At 74.4% G+C, this 21,670-nt stretch carries 17 protein-coding genes and 1 pseudogene; 6 read left to right on the top strand and 12 right to left on the bottom strand.

The features are described 5' to 3' along the window. Nucleotides 1-27: 27 nt before the first annotated feature. Nucleotides 28-882, top strand: coding sequence for a siderophore-interacting protein (locus VGI02_RS13890; RefSeq protein ID WP_331627977.1), 855 nt, complete (start codon nucleotides 28-30; stop codon nucleotides 880-882). 195 nt (nucleotides 883-1,077) lie between these two features. Here the strand turns inward: VGI02_RS13890 and VGI02_RS13895 are convergent, their stop codons facing one another. The 6 genes from VGI02_RS13895 to sbnA are packed head-to-tail and all read right to left on the bottom strand — an operon-like array spanning nucleotide 1,078 to nucleotide 9,067. After that, the gene (locus VGI02_RS13895; RefSeq protein WP_331627978.1) at nucleotides 1,078-2,271 is read right to left on the bottom strand and encodes a type III PLP-dependent enzyme; all 1,194 of its coding nucleotides are present in this window, start codon (nucleotides 2,269-2,271) and stop codon (nucleotides 1,078-1,080) included. Next, a complete protein-coding gene (locus VGI02_RS13900; RefSeq protein WP_331627979.1) occupies nucleotides 2,271-2,942 on the bottom strand; it encodes an HpcH/HpaI aldolase family protein in 672 nt (223 codons plus the stop codon). Before VGI02_RS13900 ends, VGI02_RS13895 begins: the two co-directional genes overlap by 1 nt. Beyond that, complete coding sequence (locus VGI02_RS13905; protein WP_331627980.1) at nucleotides 2,936-4,711, bottom strand: IucA/IucC family protein; 1,776 nt, start codon at nucleotides 4,709-4,711, stop codon at nucleotides 2,936-2,938. Before VGI02_RS13905 ends, VGI02_RS13900 begins: the two co-directional genes overlap by 7 nt. Beyond that, nucleotides 4,705-6,372: an IucA/IucC family protein gene (locus VGI02_RS13910; protein WP_331627981.1), complete on the bottom strand. Its 1,668-nt coding sequence runs from the start codon at nucleotides 6,370-6,372 to the stop codon at nucleotides 4,705-4,707. The genes VGI02_RS13905 and VGI02_RS13910 overlap by 7 nt, the downstream gene beginning before the upstream one ends. Beyond that, a complete protein-coding gene (locus VGI02_RS13915; protein WP_331627982.1) occupies nucleotides 6,369-8,078 on the bottom strand; it encodes an IucA/IucC family protein in 1,710 nt (569 codons plus the stop codon). Before VGI02_RS13915 ends, VGI02_RS13910 begins: the two co-directional genes overlap by 4 nt. Then, entirely contained in the window at nucleotides 8,075-9,067 is a 993-nt protein-coding gene (gene sbnA, locus VGI02_RS13920) for a 2,3-diaminopropionate biosynthesis protein SbnA (RefSeq protein ID WP_331627983.1), read from the bottom strand. The genes VGI02_RS13915 and sbnA overlap by 4 nt, the downstream gene beginning before the upstream one ends. Before the next feature lie 84 nt (nucleotides 9,068-9,151). On the opposite strand from sbnA, the gene VGI02_RS13925 reads away from it, so the two are divergent. Beyond that, nucleotides 9,152-10,183, top strand: coding sequence for an ornithine cyclodeaminase family protein (locus tag VGI02_RS13925; RefSeq protein WP_331627984.1), 1,032 nt, complete (start codon nucleotides 9,152-9,154; stop codon nucleotides 10,181-10,183). A 6-nt stretch (nucleotides 10,184-10,189) separates the two neighbouring features. Here the strand turns inward: VGI02_RS13925 and VGI02_RS13930 are convergent, their stop codons facing one another. The 4 genes from VGI02_RS13930 to VGI02_RS13945 all read right to left on the bottom strand — a co-directional run bounded on the left by VGI02_RS13930 (nucleotide 10,190) and on the right by VGI02_RS13945 (nucleotide 14,806). After that, nucleotides 10,190-10,645, bottom strand: coding sequence for a group II truncated hemoglobin (locus VGI02_RS13930; protein WP_331627985.1), 456 nt, complete (start codon nucleotides 10,643-10,645; stop codon nucleotides 10,190-10,192). Between the two features lie 42 nt (nucleotides 10,646-10,687). Beyond that, nucleotides 10,688-12,103 (bottom strand): wax ester/triacylglycerol synthase domain-containing protein, encoded by a 1,416-nt coding sequence (locus tag VGI02_RS13935; protein ID WP_331627986.1) that lies wholly within the window; start codon nucleotides 12,101-12,103, stop codon nucleotides 10,688-10,690. A 67-nt stretch (nucleotides 12,104-12,170) separates the two neighbouring features. Beyond that, nucleotides 12,171-13,961, bottom strand: coding sequence for a chloride channel protein (locus VGI02_RS13940; RefSeq protein WP_331627987.1), 1,791 nt, complete (start codon nucleotides 13,959-13,961; stop codon nucleotides 12,171-12,173). 89 nt (nucleotides 13,962-14,050) lie between these two features. Then, the gene (locus VGI02_RS13945) at nucleotides 14,051-14,806 is read right to left on the bottom strand and encodes an enoyl-CoA hydratase-related protein (RefSeq protein ID WP_331627988.1); all 756 of its coding nucleotides are present in this window, start codon (nucleotides 14,804-14,806) and stop codon (nucleotides 14,051-14,053) included. Nucleotides 14,807-15,140: 334 nt separating this feature from the next. Between VGI02_RS13945 and VGI02_RS13950 the strand changes: the two genes are divergently transcribed. Next, complete coding sequence (locus VGI02_RS13950) at nucleotides 15,141-15,437, top strand: hypothetical protein (protein ID WP_331627989.1); 297 nt, start codon at nucleotides 15,141-15,143, stop codon at nucleotides 15,435-15,437. Nucleotides 15,438-15,503: 66 nt separating this feature from the next. On the opposite strand, the gene VGI02_RS13955 is transcribed toward VGI02_RS13950, so the two are convergent. Both VGI02_RS13955 and VGI02_RS13960 read right to left on the bottom strand, forming a co-directional pair. After that, nucleotides 15,504-17,420, bottom strand: a complete 1,917-nt coding sequence (locus tag VGI02_RS13955; RefSeq protein WP_331627990.1) for a primary-amine oxidase — start codon at nucleotides 17,418-17,420, stop codon at nucleotides 15,504-15,506. A 29-nt stretch (nucleotides 17,421-17,449) separates the two neighbouring features. Next, complete coding sequence (locus tag VGI02_RS13960) at nucleotides 17,450-18,913, bottom strand: APC family permease (protein WP_331627991.1); 1,464 nt, start codon at nucleotides 18,911-18,913, stop codon at nucleotides 17,450-17,452. A gap of 307 nt (nucleotides 18,914-19,220) precedes the next feature. Here VGI02_RS13960 and VGI02_RS13965 point away from each other — a divergent pair, with 307 nt between their 5' ends. From VGI02_RS13965 to VGI02_RS13975, 3 genes and pseudogenes are all read left to right on the top strand, one after another. Next, nucleotides 19,221-20,660, top strand: a complete 1,440-nt coding sequence (locus tag VGI02_RS13965) for an APC family permease (protein WP_331627992.1) — start codon at nucleotides 19,221-19,223, stop codon at nucleotides 20,658-20,660. After that, entirely contained in the window at nucleotides 20,657-21,403 is a 747-nt protein-coding gene (locus VGI02_RS13970; RefSeq protein ID WP_331627993.1) for an IclR family transcriptional regulator, read from the top strand. The genes VGI02_RS13965 and VGI02_RS13970 overlap by 4 nt, the downstream gene beginning before the upstream one ends. A gap of 34 nt (nucleotides 21,404-21,437) precedes the next feature. Next, nucleotides 21,438-21,670 (top strand): annotated as a pseudogene (locus tag VGI02_RS13975) (alpha-amylase family glycosyl hydrolase); the annotation flags it as partial.

The raw sequence follows: 21,670 nt of genomic DNA on the forward strand, positions 1-21,670 counted from the left end.
GCCTCACCTAAACGGAGCGGGGGTGGCATGGCCAGGTCGGCGGCGGTCGCGGCACGCGACGGGCAGCCCATCCGACGCCGGATCGAGCCGGAGTACCGGCTGCGGGTCCTGCGGACCGAGACGCTGACGCCCCACCTCGTCCGCGTGGTGTTCGGCGGGCCCGGCCTCGAGGAGTTCTCCGACAACGGCTACGCCGACCGCTGCGTCAAGCTCGCCTTCCCGCGCCCCGGCGTGGAGCACCTCTGGCCGCTCGCCGTCGCCGAGATCCGGGCGACGATGCCGCGCTCGATGTGGCCCATGGTCCGGACCTACACGATCCGCGCGCTCGACCACGCCGCGGGCGAGCTGACCCTCGACTTCGTCGTGCACGGGTCGGCCGGTGTCGCGGGACCGTGGGCGACCAACGCCCGGCCCGGCGACGAGGTCGTCATGCTCGGTCCCGGTGGGTCCTACTCCCCCGCGGACGACGTCGACGCCCACGTCATGATCGGCGACGAGAGCGTCCTGCCGGCCATCGCCGTCGCGTGCGAGCGGGTGAAGCCGGAGGTGCCCGTGCACGTGTTCGCCGAGGTCGACGGGCCGGCCGACGAGATCGATCTGCACACTCTCGGCGACCTCACCGTCCACTGGATCCACCGCGACTCCGGGGGCGACCTGGTCGCGGCGGTCCGGGCGGCGGCCTGGCCCACCGGACGCGTCCAGGCGTTCGTGCACGGCGAGACGACGGCGGTCCGCGCGCTGCGCCCGCACGTCCTCGGCGAGCGGGGTGTCGCGCCGTCGCTGCTCTCGATCTCCGGCTACTGGCGGCGCGGCGCCGAGGCCGACGTCTTCCAGGCCGAGAAGCAGGCCGAGCTGCTGGGCGACGGCTCCCGCCCGGCCTGATCGCCCGCGATCCCGGCACGGCCGCCGACGGCGGAGCCGCTACGCAGTTGATCTTGCCGAGCGCGGCGTTTCCCGGCGGTGCCGAGCATGATCGCGAGATCGTGAGCGACACGCCCAAGAATTCGGTGCGGCGCGCTCACGAAGTCGTGATCTACGCCGTTGACCATGCATGCCACAGCGCCGCGATCGGCAAGATCAACCCCCATCCAGGAACACGTGCTCGGGGTGCGGGTGGCTGAGGAAGTCGTGGTGGGAGATGTCCCAGCCGTAGGCGCCCGCCTGCTCGAAGACGAGGACGTCCCCCGCGCGGAGCAGCGACACCGGCACGTCGCGGGCGAGGACGTCCTTCGGGGTGCACAGCTCCCCGGTCACCGTGACCGCGGCGTCGCGGATCTCCGGCCGGGGCGCGGCGGAGTCCCAGCGCTCGACGGGCAGGACCGTGAAGGGATGGCTGTGCTGCCAGGAGACCGGCAGCCGGAAGTGGTGCGTCCCGCCGCGGACGAGGGCGTACGGGACGCCGTGGTTGGCCTTCACGTCGAGCACCTCGACGACGTAGCGCCCGCACGCCGCGGTCAGGTAGCGGCCGCACTCGAACTGGATCTCGCGCCAGTGCTCCGGCAGCGTCGCGACCCATTCGGCGAGCCCGGCACAGAACCCGTCCCAGTCGAACGGCGTCTCGGGACGGCCGTAGTCCACGCCGATGCCGCCGCCGACGTCGAGCACCTCGACGCGCACCCCGAACCGCCGCTCCCAGCCGGCCACGGTGTCGCGGTAGAGCCCGAGCATCGCCAGGTGGGTCGCGGCCGAGAGGTTGTTCGACAACGAGTGCAGGTGGAACCCGGCGAACCGCAGGCCGGGCAGCGTCGTCGCCGCCTCGATCGCGGCGGGCAGATCGTCCTCGGAGATGCCGAACTGGGTGGGGCGCCCGGCCATGGCCAGGGTGGCGTCGGGGAACGGGCCCGCGAGGTTCACCCGCAGGGCCACCTCGGCGGTGACGTCGGCCGCCGTGGCCGCCTCGGAGATCCGATGCAGCTCGAGCAGGCTCTCGGCGTGGATCCGGGTCACGCCTGCCTTCAGGGCGAGGTCCAGCTCGGACGGGGTCTTGGCGGGGCCGCCGACGAGGATCGGCGCGTCGGGGCTCACGGCCCGCACCTTCTGGATCTCGCCGCCCGAGGCCACCTCGAACCCGGCGACCAGCGGTGCCAGGCACGTCAGGATCGGCGCGGCGCTGTTGGCCTTCATCGCGTAGTACATCGCGCAGCGCGCGGGCAGCGCCGCCACGGTGCGCTCGACGTGGCGGCGCAGCCCGGCCAGGTCGTAGGCGAACAGGCACACCGGCTCGGGCCCGGCGACCCGGTCACGGACGACGGCGAGCAGCTCGGCGTCCATCACGACTCCCCACGGTGGCCGGCCAGGTGGGAGCGCAGCGCACGGGCGGCGAGGCCACGTTCCTCCCCGAGGACGAAGGCCCGCACGCCCCGGCCCACCCAGGCGTCGTGGTCCTCGGTGGTGCGGGGGATCGCGCAGAACGGCACCCCGTGTGCCGCGCAGCGCCCCGCCACGTGGTCGAGCGCCGCCCGCACGCGGGGATGCCGGGTCTGCCAGGTCACGCCGTAGGCCTGGGACAGGTCGGCGGCGCCCTCGAGGACGAGGTCGATCCGCCCGAAGCCCGGCACCCGTCCGCCGTTGACCGAGCGCATGCCCTCGGGGGCGTAGCGGGCGGCGCGGACCGCGGCGGCCGCCTCGTCGGCGGTCCGGACGTGGGGCACGACGATCCCGAGGGCGGAGACGTCGAGGGCCCGCAGGCTCGCGGCGGCGTCGACGGTGTCACCGGAACTGCCGACCCGCACGAACGGCGTCACCCCCACGGCCTCCGCGGCGCGGATCATGTTCTCGAGCTGCTGGGGGTCGACCAGGGTGTGCTCGGTGTCGATGACGACGAAGTCGTAGCCCGCGCACCCGATCATCTCGACCAGGGTCGGTGAGGGGATCGAGCAGATCAGGCCGTACACGGTCCCGTCGTCGGCGAGGGTCGCGCGCGTCCGGTTGGTGCTCAGCATCCGGCCTCCCGGAAGCGGTGCAGGGGGTTGGACACGGTGTGCAGGGCCAGTTCGGTGTCGGGGGTGAGTCGGCGGGTCGTGAGCTTCTCGACGGCGAGGGTGGGCGCGAACAGGTCGAACGCGCCGGTCCCGTGCTCGCGCTGATGGGCGTCGACCCGCCGGGCCACGATCGACCAGAAGCGGTCCTCGGCGAGCAGCCCGTGCTCGTCGAGGAAGAGCCCGAGCTCGCCGAGGTTGACGAAGAAGAAGGCGTCGAGCAGGAAGTCCGTGACGAGCGCGGGGTCCTCGGTCTCGACGAAGGAGTTCCGGTTGGTGTGGTGCGCCGGGGGCGGGTCGAGCACCGGGGCGGCGTCCGGATCGGCGAGCAGCCTGCGGCACAGCCGCACCCCGTCGTGGAAGTCGCGCAGCGCCACCCGGCGGGGCAGGCCGTCGGAGTGCACGACCGACACGTTCTGCGCGTGGGACTCGCACGCCACCCCGTGCGCGACCAGCAGGTGCACCAGCGGGAGCGCCACCGCCTCGACCACCGCCTCCACCCAGCGCTCGGCGCCGTGCGCGCGGATCCACGGGTCGATCATCGGAGTGCCGTCGAGCTCGGTCGCGGTCAGCGCCGTCATCGGCACCGCGCGCTCTCCCGCGCCGAGCCGAGGAGCCAGTGGCTCGCGCCAGATCGCCGCGAGCGTCCCCTCGGTATCGACCCGTCCGAGCCCGGACGGCCTCACCGAGACACCCCGGACCTCCCCCAGCACGATCACCCCCGCCGATGTCAGCACCTCGTCGCCGGCGACGAGGCCCCGGAGCCAATCCGAGATCCGGGCGGCGTTGCGCACGGTGTGCGGCGCCAGCCCGCGCGCCGTCGAGGTGTTGGTGATCGACAGGGCGAGCTTGAGCTGGTGGCGGCCGGGGACGGTGCGGCAGGACAGGGTGCGGATCGACTGCATCGCGGAGAAGGCCGCGGGGTCGGGGCCCAGGAGGATCAGCCGCCCGTCGGCGAGCTCGTCGGCGAAGGCCCGCCACACGAGCTCGCGGAACTGCCAGGGATGGACCGGCAGCCGGGTGTACTCGGCGGGGTCGCGTCCCGCGGCCCGGATCGCGATGTCCCACGCCGTCACGGTGGCGGCGCTCGATTCCTCCCGGGGCAGCTCCGGTGCCCCATCCGCCGACGACGTCACCTCGACGACCGAGTGGTGGGCCGCGAGCCACTCGGGATGCAGCTCCTGGAGGAACTCCGGGCCGTAGGCGACGTCGTCGGCCAGGTCGAAGCCGAGGCGCGACTTGTACGCCGGGTGGTAGCGGTGCCCGTCGGTGACGGTGCCCTCGAGCGTGTCGTGGTCCGCCCCGGCGAGCCGGTCGCCGCGGCGGGCCCGGACGTGCTGGGCCAGGGCGTCCTTGACGCGGGTCTCCTCGAGCTCCCGGGTGAAGCGGACCAGCTCCCCCGGGAATGCGCCGTCGAGCACGGCGTCGGCGACCTCGGCCAGGAACCGCGGCAGCGAGTCCGCCTCGGCAGTACCTCCGTCCGCCGCGACCCGCAGCACCGGCCCCGGCCCGACGCGGACACGGTCGAAGCCGACGGCCCGCCGGGTCTCGACGACATAGCGCACCTCCGCCCCGCGCTCGTCCCGACCGGCGATCGCGTGGCCGCCCTCGCGGTCCTCGGCGGTGATCGCGCCCTCGAAGAGCAGCGAGGAGATCAACTGCCGGAACAGCCGGCGACGCACCTCGATGGCCCGCGGATCGCGCAGCGCAGCCACGAGCAGGTCGTTCAGCACCGGTCGGCCTCCCGGATGGGGTTGGGCAGGGCCACGTACATCGGGGCCTCGCCCCGCTCGGAGAAGCGGCTCAGCAGGTTCGCCTTGGCCGGCAGGGTCGCACTGGTCCGCAGGTCGTCCGCCCAGGTCGCGGCCGGTCCGGACGACGCGCCGCCCTCGCGCAGCGCGTCCGCGACGACCGCCCAGAGCGCGCGCTCGGACCCGAGGTGCCGGCCCAGGGTGGCGATCACGCCGGCCAGCTGGTTGACCACATCGTGGTACCGGAGGCGCTGCCACGCCTCGTCCCCGCCGTAGACCACGGGGCTCGTCGGGTCGAGGCCCGGAGGGAGGCGGTCGCGATCGACGTGGGCCCCCTCCATGTCGCGCACCCGGAATCCGACGGGCCGCCCGCCGTCGGTGATCAGCAGGGAGTTCTGCAGATGGGCCTCGAAGCCCACGCCGTCCCGGGCGAAGATGTCGATCATGGGTAGGAGCGAGATCCACAGGTAGTCGCGCAGCCAGTCCCGGACGTCGATCCCCGACGCCCTGACCTCGCGCACCAGGGCGGGCTCCTCACCGCGCGGGCCCTCCTCGACCAGTCCGGCGAGCACCCGGGCCCCGTCGGGGGTGGGGTTCTCACGGAACACCACCGTGAGGTCCGCCGCGACGTCGTCGGAGACCACGGCCGGATCGGCCCCACGCCACCCGGTCTCCACCAGCACCCCGAACCCGGGATACGACCACCCGCCGCGCAGCGCCCGCACGACCCGGCTCGCGTCCCGTGCCCGGAGGGCGTGCTCCGGGGGCACGGTGCGGACGAAGTTCGTGATCCGCACGTGGAGCGGGAGCTTCCACATCGTCGGGAATCCCGGGTCGCACACCGTGCGGACCGACGAGGTCGGGTACACCTCGGCGCCGCACTCACCGAGCTCGACCAGCGCCCCGTCGGCGAGCAGCCGCGCGGTCTCGGGGCGCGCGCGCAGATACGCGAGCTGGACGGGGTGGACGGGCATCACGGGCCACCCCGGCGGGGCCGCGGCGACGGCGTCGTCGGGGAGCCAGGGTCCCGGGCCGTCCAGCGCCTCGACGGCGAGGGCGGGGTCGAGCGCGAGGTGGGGCAGGCGGAACGAGGCGCCCAGCTCGGGGGCGCAGCGCTCGAGGAGCTCCGCCCCGTCCCCGCTCGCGAGGAGCGCGCCGTCGAGCTCGAGGCTCTTCGGGGTCGGGTGGAACGGGTGGCCGAGGCGCAGCGACTGCTCGGCGTCCCGGGTGCGCCCGACGGCGTCGACGGGCCCGGGACGCGGTCCCGCTGCCAGGTAGCGGGCCGTCCGCGCGGTGCTGTCGGCGATCTGGCGACCCAGGGCCGCGACCCGGTCGGGGATGAGTTTCGTGGCCTCGTCCGGCGCCGCGGCGGCGACGACCGCGAGCAGGAGGGCGACGACCTCGTCGTGGTCGGCGGCCCGCGTGCCCTCGGGTTCCGCCACCCGGACCTGCTCGTCCAGGACGTGGTGCCCCGACGGGGACCACCCCCGCACGGTCACCACGAGGGCGTGACCGGAGACCGGGTCGTGGATCCGCACCGGGCCGGGTCCGTGCGGGGCCGGCCCGATCTCGCGCAGCACCCCGTTGACCAGCCGGGTCACCGAGGCGGCACGGGCCCGCCGCTGCGCCTCCCCCGTGCTCATCGGAGAGACCCGCGCAGCGGGTTCGGCACCGACCCGACCCCGGCGGGCATGCTCACCGACCCGGATCGGCCATGCGCCAGCAGCGGCCCGAGCACCGTCCGGCTCGGCCAGGTCGGGGCATCCAGCAGGACGCGCCCGAGCACCGCCGCGACCTCGTCCCGGAGCCCGCCGACGGCCAGGGAACCCTCGACGGCGGCGCGCAGCCGACCCCAGAAGGCCCGCTCGGGCAGGCCGCTCCACCGGGCCAGGGCGTCGGCGATCGCGAACAGGGCGACCTGGAAGCCGAGGGTCTGCGCGTAGGCGACGAGGTCCTCGGGGGTGTCGAGCCGCAGGGACTGCCGGGCACCGGGCCGGATGCGGTAGCCCGGGTCGGCCGTTCCCGCCGCGGCCATCCACCCCGGGTGGAGCCGCACCGCGTCGTGGTCGCGCAGGACGAAGCCGACGACCATCCCGCCGGGGCCCAGGCGCGCGACCACGTTCTGGCCGTGCACCTCGGGCAGCACCCCGTGGGCGAGGAACCCGATCACCATCGCGGCGAACGCGTCGGCGAGCCCGCCGAAGAACCCGAGCGGGTCGGTGACGCCGAGTGCGGGGCCGAGCCCGTCCCAGGCGTCCGCGGCGAGCGCCCCCAGCGGGAGCGCGACGGTCCCGTCGGGCGGTGCCGCCGTGGTGTCCACCGGGTAGTGGCGGACCTGGGCCGCGAGGTGCCCGGGCCGGTCGTCGAACTCGTCGGTCCCGTCGCTCCACCCGGCCCACCGGCCCTCGTCGCAGACCTCGACGAGCCGACCGAGCCCCGGGTCCGCCGCGACGACCTCCCGCAGGAGCGCCTCGGCGCGGTCGCCGTTGTCGAGGTAGCGGGGCGGCAGCAGGCGCGCGGCGCCGAGCGTCGCGACCCCGAGGGGGAGCTTGACGTGACGGCGGGGATCGTCGGCGACGACCAGCGTGCGCCACGACGACGTCGGAGCGAGGCGGCCCAGCTCGACGTCGAGCCCCACGACGAGGCCCGCTGAGATCTCCGGAGCGAACTCACTGCAGAGCACGTGGTCGCGCTGCCACGGGTGCACGGGCAGCGGCTGGTGGGTGTCCTCCCCGACCCCGGCCCGCCGCATCGCGTCGTGCAGGCACGGCAGCTGCTCACCCAGGATCGGTCCGGCCAGGTCGGTGGACCCGGCTGCCGGGCCGAGACGGAGGTGGTCCCGGGCGACGGCGACCCAGGCGCACGGCATCGGTGCGGCGCGCATCGGGCCGAAGGCACGGACCTCGTCGGCCGTCCAGCCGCTCACGGCCCGCCCGGTGGGGTGGAAGGGGCGGCCGCGCGTCGCGGCCCGGCGCTCCCCGGCCAGGAGGTCCAGGGCCGCCGGGCCGAGCCCGGCGAGGCCCCGGCACACGGCGGTGCCGTGCTCGGCGGCCGCCGTCAGGTCGGCGGCGAGGTCGGCGGCGCCGGGACCCGCGAGCCCGAGCGCCTCGACCGCCCCGGCGGGCGTGACCGGGTGTCCCTCCCGGCCGAGCACCACGTCGCCGGGCACGGCCCGCCAGCGCTGCAGCGCCCCGCCGTCGTGGAGCCGGACCCGCACGGACCCGACGCGGCCCCAGCCGCCGTCGACCTCCGGCGGGTCGACCGCGACGAGGTCCTCCTGCAGAGCAGCGTCCACGAGGTCGCGGAGCACCGCCCGGGTCACGGCGGCGTCGTCGCTGCCGACGGTCATCCCGTCCCTCGGCACCGCCGGGCCGTGTCCGCGAGCCAGGCGTCGTCGTAGATCAGGTCGAGGTAGCGGTCGCCCCGGTCGGGGAACAGCGCCACGACGCGGGCCTGTTGCGCCAGCCGTGGGACGAGGGACTCGATCGCCGCGACCACGGAGCCGGTGGAGCCGCCGGCGAAGATGCCCTCGGTGGCCAGCAGCCGCCGGCAGGCCAGTGCCGCGTCGAGGTCGTCGACGTGCACCACCTCGTCGATCTCGCTCGGGTCGTGGAGCTCGGGGACGCGGCTTGAGCCGATCCCGGGGATCTCGCGGGGTCCGGCAGGACCGCCGAAGATCACCGAGCCGACGGCGTCCACCGCGACCGTGCGCATCGCCGGGAAGCGCTCCCGCAGGCGCCGCGAGCAGCCCAGGATGCTGCCGGTGGTGCTCACCGCGGCCACGAGATGGGTCGGCGGTTCGACCAGGTCGTCGGCCAGCTCGGCTCCGGCCCCGTGGTAGTGGGCCAGCCAGTTCCGGTCGTTGGCGTACTGGTTGATCCAGACCGTGCCCGGGGTCGTCGCGAGGATCTCGTGCACGCGGGAGATCCGGCTGTGCAGGTAGCCGCCCTCGGCGTCGGGCGAGTCCACGACCTCGACGTCCGCGCCGAGGCTGCGGATGATCGCGAGGTTGGCGCCCGTGGTCTTGGGGTCGACGACGCAGGTGAAGCCCAGCCCGTGGAGGCGGGCGACCATCGCGACCGCCACCCCGAAGTTCCCCGAACTGGACTCGACGAGCCGGGCGCCGGGCGGGATGGAGCCGTCGGCGAGGCCGCTGGCGACGATGTGGGCGGCCGAGCGGTCCTTCATGCTGCCGCCCGGGTTCATCAGTTCCAGCTTCGCGAGCACCTCGACCCCCGGCTGCGGGAACAGACGGCTCAGCCGCACCGTCGGCGTCCGACCGATCGCGTCGAGCACGGAGTCGAGTACCGGCTCGGCACGGGTCTGGGTCAGGGACAACCGGGTCCTCCACATCGCGGGGCATCGACGGCAGGTAAGGCTAGCCTCGCCAGCCGCGACCCGAACGAGCCAGGGAGACCGTCCATGCCGCCGGAAGCCGCCGAGCCGGCCCTGCACGTCCTGACCGCCGACGACGTCGATGCGCTGCTGTGCGGCCTGGACCCGGTCGCTGTCGTGCGGGACACCCTTGCCGCCCACGCGCGCGGGGACACGACGCTGCCCGACGAGGCCTACCTGCCGTGGCACACCGCCTCGGGTGCCTTCGCCCGCAGCCTCGCGCTCCCCGGCGCGGTCTGGGGCGGGCGTCCGGCGATCGGGCTGAAGGTCATCAACTCCAGCCTCGAGAACCCGCGGCGCGGCATGCCCCGCGCCCAGGGCCTCACGCTGCTCTTCGACCGGGAGACGGCCCGGCCCGTGGCGATGATGCCCGCGGCGGCCATCTCGGCCACCCGCACCGCGGCGTACAGCGCGCTGTCGGTCCGGCTGCTCGCCGTGCCCGACGTCCGGCGGATCGCGGTCCTGGGCTGTGGTGCGCTGGCGCGGACGCACGTCGACCTGCTCCGCGCGGAGTGCCCCGACGCCGGGTTCGTGCTCCACGACCTGGTCGGAGAGCGGGCGGCGGAGCTGGCCGACGAGGTGGGCGCCGGCAGCACGACGGACGCGCGGGAGGCCGTCGAGGGCGCCGAGGTGGTGGTGTGCACGACGACCACCACCGAGGGCTACCTCGAGCTGGACTGGCTCGCACCGGGCGCCCTGGTCGCGCACGTGTCGCTCGACGACCTGATGCCCGAGGCCATCGGTGGTGCCGATCTGCTCGTGGTCGACGACTGGGACCTGGTCGCGGCCGACGACCGCCGGATTCTCGGCCGGATGTGGCGCCGGGGCGAGGTCGTCGGGCCCGGGGGCGAGCGCCACGACCCCGGCCACACCGGTGGGCGGGCGGTGGACGCCGCGATGGCCGATGTCGTCTCCGGGGCCCATCCCGGCCGGGCCGCCCCCGGCGACCGGATCGTGTCCAACCCGTTCGGCATGGGGGTGCTCGACGTGGCCCTCGCCGCCGAGGTGCTCGAGGGCGGTCACGCCGAGGGTCGCGGGACGCCCCTCACGCTCTTCTGAGACGCCCTACCCGGCGGCCGGCCCGTCCCAGCCCCAGTGCGGGAGGGGCAGGCCGTCGGGCACGTCATCGGCGGACGCGGTGTAGCGCTCCATCGTGTGGGTGGTCGTCCAGGCGAAGTAGTCGTGCAGGGCCCGGCGCACCGCCTCGTCCCGGTCGAGGCCCGCGTCGGCCAGCGCGAGGTCGAAGCAGGCGATCGCCCGGTCGTCCATCTCGTGGTGCGGCCCGCCGTTGCCGCTGTGCATCCGCACCACGGTGGTCTCGTCGCCGTACTCGGCCGAGTAGGTCGTCGGCCCGCCGAGCGCCTCCGCCCAGTACGCGGCGAGGCGCTCGGTGTGGTCGGGGTGGAAGCCGTGGCTGAAGGCGTGGCTGACGACCTCGTCGGCGAGGACCCGCTCGTGCCACGCGTGGGCCAGTCGCCGGACACCGTCGGCGCTGCCCGCGGCCTCGTACACCGTCGGCATGGCGCGCCACGATGCTCCACTGCGGGGTCCACGTCGAGGGGGCTACTCCGCCAGGGCGAGGACCTCGGCGAACCCGGCCTCCAGGTCGGCCCGGAACGCGTCCGGGTCCGTGATCGCCGCGGGGTCGAGGTTGACGGCGATGCAGCACGTCCCGCGGTGCGAGGTGAGGGCGATCATCGCCGCGGCACCGGGCAGGGGCGCGAACGGATAGCTCCGGACGATCTCCGCCCCGGCCAGGTACACCGGGCCCGGCATGCCCGGGACGTTGCTGACCTGGACGTCGTTGGCCATCGTCGCGCCGCCCTGGACCTGCGCGAGCAGCGGGGCGGGCAGGGCCGCGAGGATCGGCGCGATGAGACCGAGGGCGTCCACGACCGGCTCGTCCATCACCTCCCGCACGATCGCGCGGATACGTCGGATCCGGGCGGCGGGGTCGTCCTCGTCCAGCGGCGCCGCGAAGCGCTTCCCGGCCCAGTGGTTGCCACCGAGCGGGTCCTGCTCGTCCCGGGTGTTGACCGGCATGCCGAGCGGCACGCTCTCGGGCACCACGCCCGCGCGGCGGTGATAGCGCGCAAGGCCCCCGAGCACGGCGGCGAGGTAGGCGTCGTTGAGCGATCCTCCGGCCGCGCGCCCGGCGGCCCGCAGCTCCGCGAAGTCGACGTCGAGCGCTTCGAACCGCCGGTTCAGGCTCCGCCCGCGCAACAGCGGCGACCCGTGGGCGGCGGGAGGGAGGGCGGCCCGCGCCGCCGAGGCCACGAACGCGGACCCGTCCGAGAGGGTGGAGAGGGGCCGGGTGACGAGGCGGCCCGCCAGACCGGCCGTGGTCGTCGCCGTGCCGAGCACCGACGCCGGGAGCCCACGGACCAGACCGGCGGCCCGCGCGGTGGTGAGCGCGAGCCGTGACGGCGCCTCGCGCGGCAGGACGGGGTAGTCGGGCTTGCCGGGGACGTGCTCGCGGACCGGGCTGTGCAGCAGACCCAGAATCTGCATGAGGCCGAGCCCGTCGGCGAGGCTGTGGTGGACCTTCAGGACGTAGGCCGCCTGGCCGCCCTCGAGCCCGGTGGCCAGGACGGCCTCCCAGGGCGGCCGCTCGCGGTCGACGGGGGTCATCGCGAGGACGGCGGCGAGGTCGAGCAGCTCGCGGCGTCCCGACCCTGCGGGCAGGACCTGACGGCGGACGTGGAAGGACAGCGCGAAGTCGGGATCGGGCACCCACTCCGGCGGACCCCAGCCCCAGTAGGGCTCGAGGACCCGCTCCCGCAGCCGCGGCACCACGTGGGTCGCCCACTCGTGCGCGTCGACGAGCCGGTCCCAGTCGGGGGGCGCGTCGAGCACGTCGACGATCGTCACGGTGGAGCGCAGTCGCGGATCCACCTCCGCCCGCCACATCATCGCTTCCAGGGCGTTCATCTCGCTCGGGATGCCGGCCCCGACCGGACCACCGTTCTCGCGCTCCACCGTGTCCTCCGGGCGGTCGATCGTCGGACGTCCCCCGATGTCTACTCCCGTCTCCGTCGGGAGAGGGTCACATGTCGCCGGGATCGCGAGCTACGTCCTCCACCCGGAGGGAGGCCACCAGCCCGTCCAGCCCAGCGCGGGGCCCGACGAGGAGCCGGTCGCTCCCGTCGAGCGCCCGGAAACCGTCCGGCGGCGCCCAGCCCGAAGGCGGTGTCCGGAGGAGCTCCACGACGCAGCGACCGTCCGGATCGTCGCCCCCCGGCGCCGCGGACGTCCCGCTGACGACGTGGTCGGGGCGCAGGACGCCGAGCAGGCGACGGCCGTCGGGCGCGAGGACGGGCAGCCCCGCCGCGCCGCCGTCGCGGGAGGCGAGGTCGGTCGTCAGGTCGTCGAGGGCGGCGCCGAGGGGGCGGTCCGCGTCCAGCACCGGCGCCCACCGCACCGGCCCGAACGGGCGGGCGGACCCGTCGAGCCCGTCAGGGCCGGCGGTCGGCACCGCGTCGCCCGCGGTGCGCCGGGCCCAGCGCGGCGTCCCCGGCGGATGCAGGTGGATACCGCGGCGCGTGAGTTTGAGCGTGTAGATGGTCTCCGGCGAGAGCGCCCGGGAGACGGCGGTGGCGACGACGACCGCGATCATCAGCGGCACGACCAGATCCCACTCGCCGGTGATCTCGGCGACGATCACGACGGCGGTGATCGGGGCGCGCGTCGCGCCGGCCAGCACGGCCGCCATCCCGACCAGGCCGTACGCCCCGGCGGGACCCGGCGCACCGAGCAGGCCGAACCCGTCGCCGAGCGCGGTGCCCGTCATGGCGCCGAGGAACAACGACGGCGCGAAGATGCCGCCCGACCCTCCGATGGCCAGGGTCAGGCTGGTGGCGACGAGCTTGCCGACCAGCAGCACCAGGAGGAACCCGACCGCGTAGCCGCCGGCGACGCCCTCCCGCAGGACGGGATAGCCGACGCCGTACATCTGCGGGAGCACCACCAGCAACAGCCCGAGCAGCACGCCCCCGACAGCGGGTCGCAGCCACTCGGGTCCGCGCCAGATGCGGTCGGCCAGGTCCTCGGCGCCGTAGAGGACCTTCGTGAACGCGACGCCGACCAGCGCCCCGGCGAGCCCGATGGCCGCGTAGAGCAGGTACTCCCACGTCGAATCGACCCGGAAGGGCGGGAGCGCGAGGAAGGCGCCCGGCCCGTCGGCGGCGCGGGCGACGGTGTTCGCGATCGCCGACGAGGCGGTGACGACCAGGAACGACAGGAGGGTGAAGTCGGTCAGGATGATCTCGAGGGCGAAGAACACCCCGGCGATCGGGGCGTTGAACGTCGCCGAGATGCCGCCCGCGGCGCCGCACGCCACCAGCAGCCGCAAGCGGCTCGCCGGGACACGCAGCCAGCCGCCGAGCGAGGACCCGATCGCCGACCCGATCTGCACGATCGGGCCTTCGCGACCGACCGAACCGCCGGTGCCGATGCACAGCGCCGAGGCCAGCGACTTCACGACGGCGACCCGCGGCCGGATCCGCCCGTCGTTCTCGGCGACCGCGAGCATCACCTCCGGCACCCCGTGCCCGCGGGCCTCGCGCGCCCACCGGTAGACCAGCGGTCCGTAGAGCAGGCCGCCGACGACCGGAGCCGCGACGAGGAACCAGGTGCCGACGGCGGGCCACCAGTACCAGGGGGCACCGGGTGTGGCCGCGTAGTCGTCCTCGCCGGTCACCAGCCGCGTCACCCCGACGATCAGGTACCGGAACACGATCGCCCCGAGCCCGGCGCCGAGGCCGACCACGACGACCGCGAGGGCGAGCCGCAGCCCTCCGGACGGGCCCAGCCACGAACGGGCACTCGGGGAGGTCACGGCGGCTCCGAACGGCGGGCGGGCGCTGGCGATGATCACGGTGCCACGCGCGGGCGCCTCCCGAGGGCCGGCGTCCGGATCGTCCCCACTCAGGTCCTCGGGTCGCTCCAGCGCGGCGCCCGTTTCGCGGCGAAGGCGTCGAGTCCCTCCTGTTTGTCGGGCCCGGCGGCGATCCGGTGCTCGGCCCGCCCGGTCGCGGCCCACCCGTGCTCCTCGGCGGGCGCCCACTGCTCCTCGAGCGCCTGCAACGTCGCCGACACCGCGGTGGGCGAGGACTCGCAGACCTCCCCGGCGAGGCCGAGGGCGCCCTCGACGGCCTGCCCGGGCTCGGTGAGCCGGTTGACGAAGCCGATCTCGTGGGCGCGCCTGCCGTCGAGCCGGGTCCCGGTGATCAGCAGCTCGCGGGCGACGTTGAGCGGGAGGCAGCGCATCGCGCGCAGCAGCGCCCCCGAGTTCGCCACGAGACCGCGGCGGGTCTCGGGCAGGCCGAACGACGCCGTCGTGGAGGCGACGACGAGGTCGCATGCCATCGCGATCTCGAACCCGCCGCCGAGCGCCGGGCCCTCGACGGCGGCCACGAGCGGCTTGGTGCGGTCGCGGCGGATGACCCCGTAGGGACCGCCGCGCGGGGTCGGCTCCCCCGGCCCGGCGACGATGTCGGTGCCTGCGCAGAACAGCTCCGGTGTCCCGGTCAGGATCGCGGCCCACAGCTGCGGGTCGTCCTGGAAGCGGTTGAGCGCGTCGTCGATGCCCCGGGCGGTGGCCTCGTCGATCGCGTTGCGCTTCTCCGGCCGCTCGATCCGGATCACGAGCACGCGGTCATGTCGGTCGGTCGTGACGGCCACCCCGGCATCCTGCCCGAGGACGCGCACCCCGGGCTGCCGGAGGAGTCACCGAACCCCGACGGAGCCCCGGGATCGGGGGAATGATTCCCGGGAGGCCGCTCGGCGCCCGGGGCGCGCGTGGGACACCTTTTCGGACGCCTCCGGCCCTCCACCATCGGGGGATGGATCCCCGCCGGTGCCGCGTGGTGAGGCCCGCAAGGTCACCCGTTGGTCTGAATGGCGTAACGGAACCGTGACCTTCCGCGGATCTTGCCGTTGAGGACACGTTATCGAACGGTCGTCGTCGGTCCTCGTCGCGCGGCCGCTGCTCCCCCACCAGGAAGGAACGCCACTGATGGCGACCCTGCGCAAGACCGTCCTCGCGACGGCCCTGATCTCCACCGGCCTGCTCTCCGGCACCGGGATGGCGTTCGCGAACGACACCGTCCAGGACGGCCCGTTCAACTCCAGCGACTTCGCCCCGAACACCACCGGCGAGGCCTGCAACAACGACGTCCCGGTCAACGTCCTCGGCGTGCAGGTCCCGGTCCAGGACAACGCCGGCAGCATCCCGGTCCTGTCGAAGGCCCACCACGGCAACTCCGCGGCCAACGCCAAGAGCTGCAGCAACGGCATCGACGCCACCAACTGAGACGTCGCGGCAGACCGCGCTGCCCGGGGTGCCTCGTCGGAGGTGGCACCCCGGGCAGTGTGCTGTCTAGTCCCGGTGACAGTGCGCCGAGCGTGACGGCGGCACGTCCAGGGCCGGGTTCGCGTCGAAGAACCCGACCGGCTTGAGCGTGAAGCCGGTGTACTCGACCGGCATCACCGGCCAGTCCTCCGGCCGCGGGAAGTGCGTGGTGCCGAACGTGTGCCAGACGACGATGTCCTCGCCGTCGACGGCACGGTCGGCCTCGGTCCACGTCGGGAGGCCCGCCCCCGGGTTCTGGTTGACGAAGTCGCCCGCGGGATACCGCTCCTCGGCCCGGTACGGCGTGACCCAGAGGTTGTTCGTCGAGAAGCCCGCCCGCGCATGGATCGACGACCGCTCGTCGGCGAGCAGCGTGGCCTTGTTCTCCGGGTGCAGGGCATAGCCGACCGGCTGCCCGACCGCGTTGCGCTTCTCGGGGTTCACGATGTGCCAGGTCCGCACCACCGACCCGTCGTTGCGACGCTTCGCGTTCTGCTCACTGGTGAGCCGGGTGACCTTGCGCCGGAAGGCGTTCCCGTACGGGTTGTCCTCCCCCATCGGCACCCGCTCGGCCTCGACCTCGTCGACGGCGTTGCGGACCCCGTCGACGGTCATGTCCAGGCGGGCGCAGAACAGGTGCTGGTGGAACGGGGCGCCGAGGCCCGGGGCCACCTCGCTCGCGTACTGCCCGGGCGTCGCGGACGCGAACACCAGGCCGGTCGCCTTCACCTCGAGCGCGATGGTGCCGTCGAGGTAGAGATACCAGTAGAAGCCGTAGTCGTAGTTCCCGATCGGCACGAAGAACGAGATCACCAGGCGGCGCTGTCGGCGGACCTCACTGGCCTGGGTGAAGAACAGGTCGGAGTGCTTCCAGAGCACGCCGTAGTCCTCCTCGTGCATGCAGATCGCGTTCGTGATGGTCCGCGGATTGCCGTCGTCCCCGGCGATCACCGCGTCGGTGTAGTGGATGTCGCCGAGGCAGTCGCAGCCTAGTTTCAGCGAATCGGCGTAGCGGGCGAACATGTACTCGCCGCAGTCGAAGTAGTTCTGCCAGAACCGCACCGGAGCGGGGTCCGCATACGGCACGACCATCTCGGCGACGCTCGCCCGGTAGACGATAGGGCGATCGTCGAAGGCCACCTGGTGCAGCGTCAGGCCCTCGCGCTCGTTGAACCCGTAGCGCAGATCCCACTTCCCCCAGCGGACCTGGTTGCCTTCGACCGTGAAGCTGCGCCCCTCGGGCTGGGTGATCTCGATGGGCTTGAGCGAGTCCAGCGGCCGACCCTGCACCTCGGGGTCCTGGAAGTTGCCCGAGACCTCCGGCACCGGCACCGCGCCGGTGTCAATCACCCGGTCGACGGTGCGCGCGGTGAGGTCGACGTAGGCGACGAGGCCGTCGATCGGGTGCGCCCACGGGTGGTCGTCCGGGCCGTCCTGGCGGAACCCGAACGCCCGCGCCATGCGGCGGCCGACCTCCTCGGGGTAGTCGTAGACCCCGGCCGAGAGCGGCACCGCGCGGACGTCGGCGGGGTCGATCCCGCGGGCCGCCAGCGCGTCGGTCCAGCGCGCGTCGGCGTTGAGGATCGCCTCCATCGGCTCGAACTCGGCGTCGATGATCGGCGGCTGGCCGTCGCGCGGCGGGTCGAGCTCGCGGGACGACACCACCTGCGCGGTGGTCGCCGAGACGACGGTGTCCCAGGACCGGCCGGAGTCCAGGTCGAGCAGGACCGCCCGGAAGCGGCGCTCGACCCGGTCGCCGTCGCGGTGGGCGAGGACGCTTGCCTTCTCGGGCTCCTCGAGGTCGGCGAAGCAGTAGCGCACCGAGTCGGTGAGCAGGCCCGCCTCGACGAGGACCTCGCGGACGGTGGCCAGCTCGGCCTCGGTCGGCATCTCGAGGGGGTGGGTGACGGTGGACGTGGCCCCGACGGGGGCGGTGGCGGTCATGGGTGGTCTCCTCCGGATTCGGGGTGAGCTCAGACGGGCGTGGTGGCGGCGGGCGGGGCGGTGAGCCCCTCACCCGCGCCGGGTCCGACCGGGGCGTGCTCGCGCCGGACGAGGGCCAGGACGATCCCGACCGCGGTGACGAGGACGAGCAGGCCGCCGATGGCGAGCGCGAGCGCGGTCGACCCGCCGATGAGCGCCGGGAAGTTCGCGATCGTGAGGACCAGGCAGACCGCGAGGCCCAGGAAGCCGAGTGCCGGGGCGATCCGGGTGTGCCAGACGCGCCGGTCGACGCCGCTGCGGGCGAAGAACACGATCACGGCCAGGCAGGTCAGCACCAGCAGGACCAGCACCCCGAGGGTCGCGGTGCCGGCCGCCCAGGCGAAGACCTCCGCGACCGGGTCCAGACCGGCCACCACGCAGACGGCGATGATCACGAACGACAGGGCGGTCTGGGCCAGCGAGGCGGCGTGCGGCGAGCCGTGGCGGGCGTGGGTGCGGGCCAGCGCGGACGGCATCCCGCCGTGGTTGCCGAGGGCGTACCAGTAGCGGGCGGCGACGTTGTGGAAGGACAGGATCGCCGCGAAGATGCTGGTCACGAGCAGCACGCTGACGACGTGGCCGGCCACCGGGCCGAGCCAGTTCTGCACGGTCGTGAGCAGGAACGTGCCGGGGTTCGCGCCGGCCTCCGCGACGGCGGCGTCGTCGCCCCACGCCGAGACCACGGCCCAGGTGGAGATCGCGTAGAACACGCCGACGATGGCCAGGGCGAGATAGGTCGCCCGCGGGATCGTGCGCTCCGGGTCGCGGGCCTCGTCGCGGAACACCGCGGTCGCCTCGAAGCCGATGAAGCTCGCGATCGCGAACATGATGGCGATCCCGACCGCCCCGGAGCTGATCTGCGTCGGCGAGAGGAACGCCGTCGAGAGTCCCTGGGCGCCGCCCTGGGCGGTCACCACGACGTCGAGGACCACCACGATCGCGATCTCCGCGAGGAGCAGCACCCCGAGCACCCGGCTGGACAGCTCGATGCGGCGGTATCCGAGGACGGCCACGATGGCCATGAGGATCAGGGTCCACACCCACCACGGGACGCTCGGCCCGCCGAACCCGGTGACGAGCTCGTCGATCGCGGCGCCGACGTATCCGTAGACCGCGGCCTGGACGGCGGCATAGGTCGCGAGGGCGAGGAAGGCGGCGCCCAGGCCGAGCGGCCGACCCAGGCCGTGCCGGATGTAGGTGAAGAACGCCCCGGCGTCGGGCACGTGCGGGCTCATCGCGCAGAACCCGACCGCGAAGAACCCCAGCACCACGGCGCAGAGCACGAACATGGCCGGGAAGGCCGCGCCGTTGCCCGCACCGATCCCGAGCGGGACCGCGCCGGCGATCACCGTGAGCGGAGCGGCGGCGGCGACCACCATGAACACGATGGATCCGGCGCCGAGGGAACCGGTGAGATTCGAGGGAGGCGCGTCCTTCTCGGAGGCGAGGGTCATGGGGGCTCCCGGATGGGGCGAGGAAGGGGACCGCGGTCTGATGACGCGAGTCACGTTCCGGGGCCGGAACCGAGCGGGTCAACCCGTCGTTCGTGACGGCGGGAGTGCGATTCCCGCCGTTCTCACGGCAAGCGATACCGGTTGCGCACGATGACCGGAACGGAGAATCGTCGGGTCGAATCCCGGGCCGAGTGAGAAAACGTCCCGGCGTGATTCCCGTTCGGCGGAGACAGGGCCCCGGGAAGCGATTCCGTCGGGGTGCCCCGACGCTCTACGGTACGTCGGTGCGCAGCCGAGGCGGTCACCGATGAGGGGCGTGCCCGCGCTGCGCACGCGCTCACCGGTCGCCGGTCTGCGCCGCCGCACGCTCGGGCCGTTCGGGGTGCTCGCCCAGTCGGTGGCGACCACGGCTCCGGCCGGGGCGATGGCGGCGACCCCCCTGCTCGTCGCCGCGGACGCCGGGCGCGACGCGCCCTGGTCGTTCGCGGTGGCCGCGGTCCTCGTCGGGCTCGTGTCCGCGTGCATCGCAGTCTTCGCGCGTCGCATGGCCGCGGCGGGCGGGCTCTACAGCTTCACCGCGAAGGGCCTCGGGCCGGGCGGGGCGTTCGCCTGCGCGGTCTCCGTCGTCGTCGGCTACGGGCTGCTCGTCGCGGCGGCCCTGGTCGGCGCGTCCTGGTACGCGCGGGCGCTGGTGGAGCGGCTGTGGCCCGAGGCCGCGGGCGACACGACCCTGATCGGTGTCGCGGTGATCGTCGTGCTCGCGGGGGCGATCGCCGCCTGCGCCGTGCGGGGCGTCCGCCTGACCGGGCGGGTCATGCTCGTCATCGAGGGGTTCTCGATCACGCTCATCCTGGTCGTGCTGATCGTGCTCGCGGTCAGCGCCGGCAGGTCGGGCGCCGCTCCCCCGGTGTCGGGTGCGGGTGGGCTCGGCGGGGTGGCGGCCGGGGTCCTGCCCGCGATCGCGGCGTTCATCGGCTTCGACAGCGCGACCGCGCTCGGCGTCGAGGCCCGCCGCCCCTTCGCGACGGTGCCGCGCGCGGTGTCGGCGACCGCCGGCGGCGCCGCACTGCTCTACCTCGTCGCGACCCTGGTCCACCTCGCCGCGCCGAGTGTGCTGCCCGCCCTCACCGTCGCCGGGACGCTCGGCGGTTCCGGCCCGGTCACGTTCGGCACCTGGGCCCCGCTGCTCCTGGATGCCGGCATCATCGCGTCGTTCTCCGCCTGCACCCTTGCTGCACTGAACACCCTGGTCCGGGTGCTCTTCTCGCTCGCTCGCGAGGGTGTGGCGCCCGCACTGCTGGGCCGCACGCACCGTCGGCACCAGACCCCGGCCGTCGCCGTCGCCGTGACGGTGCCGCTGCTCGCCGTCGCACCCGTCGTCGGGACCATCGCCGGGGTACCGCCGCAGGCCCTGCTCGGCGGCGTGCTGGCGGTCGCCTCGGTCGGCTTCCTGGCCGCCTACCTCCTGGTCTGCCTGGCCGCACCGCGCTTCCTCGCCCGGATCGGCGAGCTCACGCCCGGCGTCGTCGTCATCGCCGCCGTCGCCGTGCCCGCGCTCGCCGCGGTCGTCGTCGTGGCCCTCGTCGTGACCAGCGGGTCGGTGCTCCCCCTCGTCGTCGCCGCGCTGCTGGTCGCCGGCGTCGCCGGGTGGTTCGGGCTGCGGCGCGCGCGTCCCGGGGCGCTGGCCGGGATGGGGGTCTACGACGAGACCACCACGGCCGACGTGCACACCGGCTCCGCCCGATGAGTCCGGCGGAGGCCGGGGCGATCGGCGGTCGCCAGCCCCAGGCGGTCCGCAGTGCCCTGGCCGTGCTCGAGGCAGTGGCCGCGGCAGGCGTCGGGGTGACCGCCAAGGAGATCTCGACCGAGCTGCGGATCCCGCCCGCGACGACCTACCGGTTGCTCAACCTCCTCGTCGCCGAGGAGTACCTGGTCCGGCTCCCCGATCTGCGGGGGTTCGCCCTCGGACGGCGCGCCGCGAACCTCGCCCCCGCGCCGCTGTCGATCCCGACGGCGGCCCGCACCGTCATGGAGGCGCTGCGCACCCGCGTGCGGTGGGGCGCGCACCTGGCCGGCTACGTCGGGCACCGGATCGTGTTCCTCGACCCCGATCCCGACCACCCGCCCGCCGACCCGGAGGAGCTCACGCGCCACCCGCACGCGACGGCGCTGGGTCGGCTGCTGCTCGCCGAGCACGAGGAGCACCTGCCCCACGGCGCCCTGACCCGCCTCACCCCGGGGACCGTCGTCGACCTCACCGAGCTCCGACTGCGCCTCGCGGAGATCGCCGAGACCGGGATCGCGCGCCAGTGCGGCGAGTTCCGGGCCGACTACGGCTGCCTCGCCGTCCCGGTCCGGGCCCCCGGCGACGGCAGGCTCGTGGCCGGGCTGGCGCTCACCGGCGCCGCCGCGCGGGTCGCGACGGCGGGCGTCGACGTCGTCGAGGTCCTCCAGAAGCACGCCGCCGAGCTCGCACCGCTGCTGGCCTGAGCGCGGGAGGGCTCCCGGTAGGGTCCGCGGAACCATGAGTCCCTCCTGGGTGCAGCACGCCCTGTTCTGGCACGTCTACCCGTTGGGCTTCCTGGGAGCCGAGGGCACCCGCGGGGAGGGTGTGACCCACCGGCTGGGCGACCTCGAGCCGTGGCTCGACCACGCCGTCGAGCTCGGTGCCTCCGGCGTGCTCCTGGGGCCGGTGTTCGCCTCCCGCACCCACGGCTACGACACGACCGACCATTTCGCCGTCGACCCCCGTCTCGG

It is taken from the genome of Actinomycetospora sp., assembly GCF_036497245.1.
Lineage (GTDB): Bacteria > Actinomycetota > Actinomycetes > Mycobacteriales > Pseudonocardiaceae > Actinomycetospora.

Excerpts from the sequence above, each read along its gene's own strand:
- VGI02_RS13915 (WP_331627982.1), bottom strand. The coding sequence starts at position 8,078 with ATGACCGTCGGCAGCGACGACGCCGCCGTGACCCGGGCGGTGCTCCGC.
- VGI02_RS13890 (WP_331627977.1), top strand. The coding sequence starts at position 28 with ATGGCCAGGTCGGCGGCGGTCGCGGCACGCGACGGGCAGCCCATCCGA.
- VGI02_RS13900 (WP_331627979.1), bottom strand. The coding sequence starts at position 2,942 with ATGCTGAGCACCAACCGGACGCGCGCGACCCTCGCCGACGACGGGACC.
- VGI02_RS13930 (WP_331627985.1), bottom strand. The coding sequence starts at position 10,645 with ATGCCGACGGTGTACGAGGCCGCGGGCAGCGCCGACGGTGTCCGGCGA.
- VGI02_RS13965 (WP_331627992.1), top strand. The coding sequence starts at position 19,221 with ATGAGGGGCGTGCCCGCGCTGCGCACGCGCTCACCGGTCGCCGGTCTG.
- VGI02_RS13950 (WP_331627989.1), top strand. The coding sequence starts at position 15,141 with ATGGCGACCCTGCGCAAGACCGTCCTCGCGACGGCCCTGATCTCCACC.
- VGI02_RS13925 (WP_331627984.1), top strand. The coding sequence starts at position 9,152 with ATGCCGCCGGAAGCCGCCGAGCCGGCCCTGCACGTCCTGACCGCCGAC.
- VGI02_RS13960 (WP_331627991.1), bottom strand. The coding sequence starts at position 18,913 with ATGACCCTCGCCTCCGAGAAGGACGCGCCTCCCTCGAATCTCACCGGT.
- VGI02_RS13955 (WP_331627990.1), bottom strand. The coding sequence starts at position 17,420 with ATGACCGCCACCGCCCCCGTCGGGGCCACGTCCACCGTCACCCACCCC.
- VGI02_RS13970 (WP_331627993.1), top strand. The coding sequence starts at position 20,657 with ATGAGTCCGGCGGAGGCCGGGGCGATCGGCGGTCGCCAGCCCCAGGCG.
- VGI02_RS13895 (WP_331627978.1), bottom strand. The coding sequence starts at position 2,271 with ATGGACGCCGAGCTGCTCGCCGTCGTCCGTGACCGGGTCGCCGGGCCC.
- VGI02_RS13910 (WP_331627981.1), bottom strand. The coding sequence starts at position 6,372 with ATGAGCACGGGGGAGGCGCAGCGGCGGGCCCGTGCCGCCTCGGTGACC.